Source organism: Pseudomonas sp. GW821-FHT04C07 (assembly GCF_059420325.1).
This window is the reverse complement of record NZ_JBWKTM010000020.1, coordinates 84,314-93,783: the sequence shown is the minus strand read 5'-3', so window position 1 is coordinate 93,783 and position 9,470 is coordinate 84,314. Positions and strand designations below refer to the sequence as shown.

At 60.0% G+C, this 9,470-nt stretch carries 3 protein-coding genes; all 3 read left to right on the top strand.

The window, feature by feature from the left end; translation table 11 throughout:
• Positions 1–206: 206 nt before the first annotated feature.
• From recC to recD, 3 genes are read left to right on the top strand one after another with little or no spacing between them, the layout of a single operon-like run.
• Positions 207–3,659: an exodeoxyribonuclease V subunit gamma gene (gene recC, locus AC07UI_RS27580; protein WP_494995467.1), complete on the top strand. Its 3,453-nt coding sequence runs from the start codon at positions 207–209 to the stop codon at positions 3,657–3,659.
• Positions 3,656–7,348, top strand: coding sequence for an exodeoxyribonuclease V subunit beta (recB, locus tag AC07UI_RS27575; protein ID WP_494995466.1), 3,693 nt, complete (start codon positions 3,656–3,658; stop codon positions 7,346–7,348). Before recC ends, recB begins: the two co-directional genes overlap by 4 nt.
• On the top strand, positions 7,345–9,432 hold the full coding sequence (gene recD, locus AC07UI_RS27570) for an exodeoxyribonuclease V subunit alpha (protein WP_494995465.1): 2,088 nt from the start codon (positions 7,345–7,347) through the stop codon (positions 9,430–9,432). The genes recB and recD overlap by 4 nt, the downstream gene beginning before the upstream one ends.
• Positions 9,433–9,470: the final 38 nt, after the last annotated feature.

Genomic DNA, 9,470 nt, shown 5'->3' with positions numbered 1-9,470 from the left:
CCCTATCTGCATCTGCAGGTAGGGGTTTTGTTTTGCGCGCGATTTGTCGGCGCGGGCTGGCTCGCGATGGCGATTTCCAAGACGCCATGGCGCGCACTCGAGTGTCGACCGGCTGCTCCTGCAGCTTTCAGGCACGTGCTGCTGCCCCGGCCCTCCGACAGTGCTAAGGTTCGGCCCTAGCTTTTGCATTTTCCAAGGAAGCCTTTATGCCGGACGCGACGTCCCTCAGTGCTGGTTTTATGGTGGTTCACGGCAACCGCCTGGACGAGTTGCGTAGTCTTGTCGTCAGTTGGATGCGGCGCTATCCGCTCACCCCCCTGGAAAATGAAATCGCCCTGGTGCAGAGCAACGGCATCGCCCAGTGGTTGAAGCTCGCGCTGGCTGAAGACCCGCAAGATGACGATATGGGCGGCTGTGGAATAGCGGCCGCCATCGATGTGCAATTGCCTGGCAGCTTTATGTGGCAGCTTTATCGTATGGTGTTGGGTCGTGATGAAATTCCGGCCAAATCCCTGCTGGATAAAGCCCCGCTGACCTGGCGGCTGATGCGCTTGTTGCCAGAGCTGATTGATCAGCCGCACTTCGAGCCCTTGCAACGCTTTCTTACCCACGACACAGATCTACGTAAGCGCTATCAATTGGCTGAACGCTTGGCGGATCTGTTCGATCAATACCAGGTATATCGAGCCGACTGGCTGGAAGACTGGGCAGCAGGTCGCCATCAACTGCGCAATGGCAGAGGCGAAGCCAAGGCGCTGACGCCTGCAAATTGCTGGCAGGCTGAGTTGTGGCGAGCGTTGCTGCTGGATGTGGGTGAGCAGGGCATGGCGCAAAGTCGTGCCGGAGTTCATCAACGCTTCATTGAGCGGATCAACAGCCTGGATACAGCTCCCAAAGGATTGCCCTCCCGAGTGATCGTTTTCGGCATTTCTTCGTTACCGGCCCAGGCCTTGGAAGCTCTTGCTGGATTGGCGCGTTTCAGTCAGGTTTTGCTTTGCGTGCATAACCCATGTCGTCACCATTGGGCCGACATCGTCGCCGATAAAGACCTGCTACGGCACCAATACAAGCGTCAAGCGCGCAAGGCGGGAATGCCCGCAGCGCTCGATCCGCAAACCCTGCATCAACATGCTCATCCGTTGTTGGCCGCGTGGGGCAAACAGGGTCGCGACTACATCAATCTGCTCGACAGCTATGATGATCCCAACAGCTATCGTTCGGCCTTTCGCGATGGGCGGATCGATCTGTTCAGCGAAAGCCGGCCGCAGAATATGCTTAACCAGTTGCAGGACGATATCCTCGAACTGCGCCCCCTGAATGAAACCCGTGAACATTGGCCAAGTGTTGACCTTGTACACGATGAGTCGATCCGTTTTCACATCGCCCACAGCGCCCAGCGTGAAGTCGAAATTCTTCACGACCAATTACTCGCCCGCTTCAGCGCCGATCCGCAATTGCGCCCTCGCGATGTGATCGTGATGGTCCCGGATATCGACAGTTACGCTCCGCATATCCGCGCCGTGTTCGGCCAACTGGAGCGAGATGACCGACGTTTCGTTCCCTTCACTCTGACTGACCAAGGCCAACGCGGCCGCGATCCGCTGCTGATAGCCGTGGAACATCTGCTCAAATTGCCCGACAGTCGTTTCCCGGTCAGCGAGATTCTCGATCTGTTGGATGTTCCAGCCTTACGTGCTCGATTCGGCGTAGAGGAGCGTGACCTGCCGACCTTGCATCGCTGGATTGAAGGCGCCGGTATTCGCTGGGGCATGAATGCCGAACAGCGCGCAGGGCTTGGTCTACCGGATGAATTGGAGCAGAACAGTTGGCGCTTCGGCCTGCGGCGTATGCTGCTCGGCTATGTTGTAGGCAGCGGAGCGGCTTGTGACGGCATCGAACCTTACGATGAAATAGGTGGTCTGGACGCGGCGTTGATCGGCCCGCTGGTCGCGTTGCTTGATGCCTTGCAGATTGCCCACCAGGAACTCTCGTTACCTGCGCCGCCGCAGCAATGGGGGGAGCGCCTGCATGCGTTATCGCAGCTGTTCTTCCTGGCAAGCAATGAGCATGACGACTACCTCCTGGCCCAGCTCGAAGAGTTGCGCGAAAGCTGGTTGGAGACTTGTGAGTCGGTAGGTTTGCAGGATGAGTTACCGCTGACCGTCGTCCGTGAGGCCTGGCTGGCGGGGCTTGATCAGGGGCGCTTGTCGCAACGCTTTCTGGCCGGTGCGGTGAATTTCTGCACCTTGATGCCGATGCGCGCTATCCCTTTCAAACTGGTCTGCTTGCTTGGCATGAATGACGGCGACTATCCGCGCGCGCAACCGCCGCTGGACTTCGACCTGATGGGTAGCGATTACCGCCCCGGCGACCGCTCGCGGCGTGAGGATGATCGCTATTTGCTGCTCGAAGCCTTGCTCTCGGCGCGTGATCAGCTCTACATCAGCTGGGTCGGCCGCAGTATTCGTGACAACAGCGAGCGTCCGGCTTCAGTGTTGATAGGCCAGTTGCGCGATCATCTGGCCAGCGGTTGGCATCTGTCGAACAGCGATGAGTCGCTTGTTGATGCAATGACCCAGGAACATCCACTGCAACCCTTCAGTGCCCGTTATTTTCATGAAGGCGACGGACTGTTCAGCTACGCCCGAGAGTGGCAGTTACTTCACCAGACACACGAGGCCGTCGCCGAGCTTCCAGCGCTGACGGCCTATGTTCAGGAAGAGCCGCTGAGCCTGGGTCAGTTACAGGATTTCCTGCGAAACCCGGTGCGACATTTCTTCAGCCAACGGCTCAAGGTGTTTTTCGAGGCCGCCGAGGCACCTCTGGCGGATGAGGAACCCTTTGTACTTGATGCGTTGCAACGCTATAGCCTGAGCGACAGTTTGCTTGAAGCGGCGCTTACCCATCCGGATCAACCCGAGCTGGCCTTGGAGGCTCAAGCAAAACGCCTGCAGGGCAGCGGTCTGTTACCAATGGCCGGTTTTGGTGAGTGCTTGCAACAGGAGTTGATCGAGCCACTGCCTGACTTGCTGCAACGCTATCAACAGTTGCTGGCTTTATGGCCGACGCCGCTCAACAGTGCCTTGCCGGTGAGTCTCGAGCAGCATGGTGTCAGCCTCGAGGGCTGGCTCAGTGGTCTGCATCAGCGCAGCGATGGAGGATTGTTGGCTGTCACCACGATTCCCAACAGCATTGGTTCAATCAAGACCCGCAAATGGCATCGGCTGACTCGGCCCTGGGTCAATCATCTGGCGGCTTGCGCGAGCGGGTTGTCGCTGACCACGGCGCTGGTGGCCAGTGACGACACCTTGTTGCTGGCTCCCATAGAGCAGAGCGCAGCCCTTAATTCTTTGGGCGATCTGTTGCAGGCCTGGCAATCGGGCATGCGTCAGCCATTGCCGGTTGCGGTGAAGACTGCCTTCGCCTGGCTTGGCCAGAGCGATCCGGTCAAAGCCGAAGCGACCGCATGCAAGGCCTATGAAGGCGACGGTCAGACCACCGACGGTGAGCGTCGCGAAAGCCCGGCATTGGCCCGACAGTTTCCCGATTACAGCGCACTCGTCGCTGACGAAACCTTCGCTGATTGGTGTAACGCTCTCTACCGGCCACTGCTTGAAGCCCCGTGGCGATCATTGGCCAGCGAGGAGGTTCGCTCATGACAACCAAGACACCTCTGGCGCTGGCTTTCCCCTTGCGCGGCAGCCAACTGATCGAGGCCAGCGCCGGGACCGGCAAGACCTTCACCATCTCGGCGCTCTACCTGCGCCTGGTGCTCGGTCACGGTGGCGAGGTCGCCGGTTTTGGCCGCGAGTTGCTGCCACCGCAGATTTTGGTGGTGACCTTCACGGATGCAGCGACCAAGGAGCTGCGTGAGCGTATCCGCACTCGTCTTGCCGAGGCTGCGCGGTTTTTCCGTGACGAAACGCCAGCACCGGATGACTTGATCGCCGAGTTGCGCGAGCAATACAGCCCTGAGCAATGGGCAACTTGCGCCAATCGTCTGGACATTGCTGCTCAATGGATGGATGAGGCGGCGGTGTCGACGATTCACAGTTGGTGTCAGCGCATGTTGCGCGAGCACGCCTTCGACAGCGGCAGCCTGTTTACCCAGACCCTGGAAACCGATCACAGCGATTTGCTCGGTGAAGTGCTGCGCGATTACTGGCGGCTGTTTTGCTACCCGATGCAGGGTGATGCGCTGAACTGGGTTCGTGCCAATTGGGGAGGCCCGGCTGCGTTGTTGCCGCGCGTGCGTGCCTTGTTCGCAAGCGAGCAAGGTCTTGATGATGGAAAAGAGCCTGCCGAGCTGATTACCGCTTGCCTGCAAGAGCGGCGCGAATCCCTTCTGCAACTCAAGACCCCATGGCTGCAATGGGCGGCCGAGCTGCGGGATATCTGTCTGCAAGGTGTCGCTGAAAAGACCGTCGATGGGCGCAAGATGCAGGCGCGTTACTTCGAACCCTGGTTCGAGAAAATCAGCGCCTGGGCCGAGGACGAGTCTCAAGAGCAACTGGATATCGGCACCGGTTTCAGTCGTCTGACACCGGACGGTATGGCCGAAGCCTGGAAAGGCCGGGCGCCAGACCATCCGGGGCTGGACGCCATGCCCGGTCTGAAAGCCAGTCTGGATGCCTTGCCGACCCCGGATGCTGCAGTGCTGCAACATGCGGCCAAGTGGGTCGGTACGCGCTTTGAAGAAGAAAAGCGTCGCCGTGCCGAAATGGGTTTCGACGACATGCTGCTGCGGCTCGATACCGCCTTGCAGGCCGACGCTGGCGAGCGTCTGGCAACGTTGATTCGCGAGCAGTTCCCGGTCGCGCTGATCGATGAGTTCCAGGACACCGACCCGGTGCAGTACCGGATCTTCGAAAGTATTTACCGCATCGAAGACAACAATCCCGAATGCGGTCTGTTCCTGATCGGCGACCCGAAGCAGGCGATCTATGCCTTCCGTGGCGCCGATATCTACACCTACCTGCGCGCGCGTCAGGCCACCAGTGGCCGCCTGCATACCCTGGGCACTAACTTCCGCTCCAGCCATGGCATGGTCGGCGCGGTGAACCACGTATTCGAGCGCGCCGAGTCGCGCGAGCATGGCCGTGGTGCGTTTCTGTTCCGGGAAAAGACTGGCGAGAACCCCGTCCCCTTTCTGCCTGTTGCTTCTCAGGGACGTAAAGAAGTTTTGCAGATTGATGGTCAACCTGTGCCTGCGCTGAATATCTGGCAGTTGTCTGCCGAGCAGCCATTGTCCGGTGTGGTTTACCGGCAGCAACTGGCCGCCGCCTGCGCCAGTGAAATCGTCGCGCTGCTCAATGGCGGCCAGCAGGGCCACGCGGGATTCGTTCGCGACGGTCAGGATATGCGAGGCCTGCTCCCGGCCGATATCGCGATTCTGGTGCGTGACGGCAAAGAGGCCCAGGCGGTACGCGGTGAGTTGTCCGCCCGCGGGGTACGCAGCGTTTACCTTTCCGACAAGGACTCGGTGTTCGCAGCTCAAGAAGCCCACGATCTGTTGGCCTGGCTGAAGGCTTGCGCCGAACCGGATGTCGAGCGGCCGTTACGTGCTGCGCTGGCCTGTATCACACTGGATCTGCCATTGGCCGAGCTGGAGCGCTTGAATCAGGACGAACTGGCCTGGGAAGCGCGGGTGATGCAGTTCCGTGGTTATCGGGCGATCTGGCGCAGCCAGGGCGTGTTGCCGATGCTGCGCCGTCTGCTGCATGACTTTCAGTTGCCCCAGGCGTTGATTGCTCGAAGCGATGGCGAGCGGGTACTGACCAATCTGCTGCACCTGTCCGAGTTGTTGCAGCAAGCCGCCGCCGAACTGGATGGCGAACAAGCCTTGATCCGGCATTTGGCCGAGCATCTGGCGTTGTCCGGTCAGGCGGGTGAAGAACAGATTTTGCGGCTGGAAAGTGACGAGCAACTGGTCAAAGTGGTGACCATCCACAAGTCCAAAGGCCTTGAATATCCGTTGGTGTTTCTGCCGTTCATCTGCTCGGCAAAACCGGTGGATGGCAGTCGCCTGCCGCTGCATTACCACGACGACTCGGGCAAGGCGCAAGTGTCGTTGAAGCCCACCGCAGAGCTGATCGCCCAAGCTGATGACGAGCGTCTGGCTGAAGACCTGCGGTTGCTCTACGTTGCGTTGACCCGCGCGCAACACGCCTGCTGGTTGGGCGTCACGGACCTCAAACGCGGCAATAACAACAGTTCAGTCCTGCACCTGTCGGCGTTGGGCTATCTGCTCGGTGGTGGCCTGTCGTTGACCGAATCGGCCGGTCTGAGCCGCTGGCTGGAAGACTTGCAGCAAGGCTGTGAGGCAATCAGTTGCAGCGAAATGCCCGAAGCGAGCGAAATCCGTTTCAACCCGCCGCGCAATGAAGCCGTTTTGCTCGCGCCGTTGATTCCCAAGCGCAAGGCTACCGAGAACTGGTGGATTGCCTCTTACAGCGCCTTGCGTATTGGCGAGAGTATGAGCGCCGGTAGCGACGAAGCGCCGGAAAGTCCGCAAGCGCAGAAGCTCTTCGATGATGAGCGACTCGACCCGAATGCACCTCGGGAAATGGTCGCCAGTGGTGGCGATATCCATCGTTTCCCCCGTGGACCGAACCCCGGGACCTTTCTCCATGGTTTGCTGGAGTGGGCCGGTAACGAAGGCTTTGCTGCCGATCGGCGAAGTGTCGAAGACGCCATCGCTCGGCGCTGCAACCGCCGTGGTTGGGAAGGCTGGATCGGCACCTTGAGCGATTGGTTGCTGCACCTGCTGCAAGCTCCATTACGCATCGGCGCTGGACTGTCACCGGTGGTGTTCGAACAACTGACCCAGTACCGGGTCGAGATGGAGTTCTGGTTCGCCAGCCATAAAGTCGATGTGTTGAAACTCGATGAACTGGTGTGCCAATACACCCATAACGGTGTTGCCCGGGTGGCGGCCGAACCGGTGTTGCTCAATGGCATGTTCAAAGGTTTTATCGACCTGACGTTCGAGCACGAAGGGCGTTATTACGTCGCTGATTACAAATCCAACTGGCTGGGTGTCGATGATTCGGCCTACACCGAACTGGCGATGGAACAGTCGATTCTCGACAATCGTTACGACCTGCAATACGTGTTGTATCTATTGGCCCTGCATCGCCAGCTCAAGGCACGACTCGCCGATTACGATTACGAGCGGCACATGGGCGGGGCGCTTTATCTGTTCTTGCGCGGCACCCGAGCGCCGAGCCAGGGCGTGTGCTTTACCCGTCCGCCACGGGAGTTGATCGAGCGTCTGGATCGGCTGTTTCAGGGCAAACCGGAGCAACCCAGGGCCGAGCCCGCCTGGGAACAAGGAGTATTGCTATGAGTCGTTCCCTTGCCGATTTACTGCCCACACCGTTGGCCGCTGAAAGCCTGGTCGGGCTGGCACCGCTGAGTCGAGCCGAAGATCTGCTGCTGTTGCTTGAGCGATGGGTCGAACGCGGCTGGCTGAGGGCACTGGACAAAGCCTTTGTGGGCTTCCTTCACGAACTCGAACCTCAAGGCGACTCGCTGGTGCTGCTTGCGGCGGCGTTGACCAGTCACCAACTGGGTCACGGGCACGTCTGTCTGGATCTGTTCGAGACCCTCAAGGAGCCGGACTTCGCCCTGTCGTTGCCGCCGGAAGGGGATGTGCACACAGGCGCCATGCTGTTGCCGTCGCAACTGCTCGAAGCACTGGACGGCGCGCACTGGTGCAAGGTGTTGGCGTCCAGCCGATTGGTAGCGCTGGCCGCCGATAGCCGTGACGACGCGCAGCAGCGCCCTTTGGTGTTGTCCGGCAAGCGTTTGTACTTGCGTCGTTACTGGGCTTACGAGCGGCGCATCGATACCGCGTTGCGTCAGCGACTCGCGGCCCATGAAGCAACGCCCGATGATCTGCCCGAGCGCTTGAGTGGCTTGTTCGGCGCGGCCAAGAGCGGGGTGCCGATCGATTGGCAGAAGCTCGCCTGTGCTCTGGCCACTCGCGGCGCCTTCAGCATCGTCACTGGTGGACCGGGTACCGGTAAGACCACCACCGTGGTGCGTCTGCTGGCCCTGTTGCAAGCGCCGGCCGTGGAGTCTGGCAAACCGCTGAGAATCCGTCTCGCTGCACCCACCGGCAAGGCCGCCGCACGACTGACCGAATCCATCAGCCAACAGGTTCGTACGTTGGCAGTCGCTGACAGCGTGCGGGACAAAATCCCCTCTGAAGTCACCACTGTGCACCGCTTGCTCGGCAGCCGTCCGGGCACCCGTCATTTCCGCCACCACGCCGGTAATCGTTTGCCGCTGGATGTGCTGGTGGTCGACGAAGCCTCGATGATCGACCTGGAGATGATGGCCAACCTGCTCGATGCCTTGCCGACACATGCCCGTCTTGTGTTGCTTGGCGACAAGGATCAGTTGGCCTCGGTGGAGGCCGGTGCGGTACTTGGTGATTTGTGCCGCGATGCCGAGGCCGGTTGGTACAGCCCACAGACTCGCGTCTGGCTGGAGGCGGTCAGTGGTGAACATCTGAGTGCCAGCGGTTTGCAGGAAGACACCGAGGGCGTTCATCCATTGGCTCAGCAGGTGGTGATGTTGCGCCATTCGCGGCGTTTCGGTGAGGGCAGTGGTATTGGCCAATTGGCGCGCTGGGTCAATCAGCAGCAGGCCGATGAGGCGCGCAAACTACTGGCCGTTCGCACCCATGCCGATTTGTTCTCGCTGACGCTCAAGGGGGAGCAGGATCGCGCTCTGGAGCGGCTATTGCTTGAAGGGCACGGCGAGGGGCCGCAGGGTTATCGGCATTACTTGAGTCTTCTACGCAGCCAGCGACCGACAGTCGACACTGCGCTTGAGGATCCACGCTGGACCGAATGGGCACGCAATGTGTTGCAGGCCTTCGATGCGTTCCAGTTGCTGTGTGCCGTGCGAAAAGGCCCTTGGGGCGTTGATGGCCTGAATCTGCGCATCACCAGTGCGCTGCTCAAGGCACGCCTGATCGACAGCGACCAGCAATGGTACGAAGGTCGCCCGGTGCTGATGACCCGCAACGATTACGGTCTGGGCTTGATGAATGGCGACATCGGCATTGCCCTGAAACTGCCGGAACGGGACGGCCCGCAGGCAGGTCGTCAGGTGCTGCGCGTGGCGTTTCCGCGCAACGATGGTCAGGGCGGTGTGCGCTTTGTGTTGCCCAGCCGGCTGAATGACGTGGAAACCGTGTACGCCATGACCGTGCACAAATCCCAGGGTTCTGAATTTACCCACACCGCATTGATTCTCCCGGATGCACTGAACCCGGTGCTGACCAAAGAACTGATCTACACCGGGATTACCCGGGCCAAGGACTGGTTCAGTCTGATCGAGCCAAGGCCCGGTGTATTCGAAGAGGCGGTACGGCGCAAGGTCAAGCGCTTGAGCGGGTTGATGCTTGAGTTGGGGTGAGCCGGTGCCGTAACGGTGGCGAGAGGATTTCACCTCTC

Bases quoted from the DNA above. Each gene is read 5' to 3' on its own strand.
- recC (WP_494995467.1), top strand. From the start codon at position 207: ATGCCGGACGCGACGTCCCTCAGTGCTGGTTTTATGGTGGTTCACGGC.
- recB (WP_494995466.1), top strand. From the start codon at position 3,656: ATGACAACCAAGACACCTCTGGCGCTGGCTTTCCCCTTGCGCGGCAGC.
- recD (WP_494995465.1), top strand. From the start codon at position 7,345: ATGAGTCGTTCCCTTGCCGATTTACTGCCCACACCGTTGGCCGCTGAA.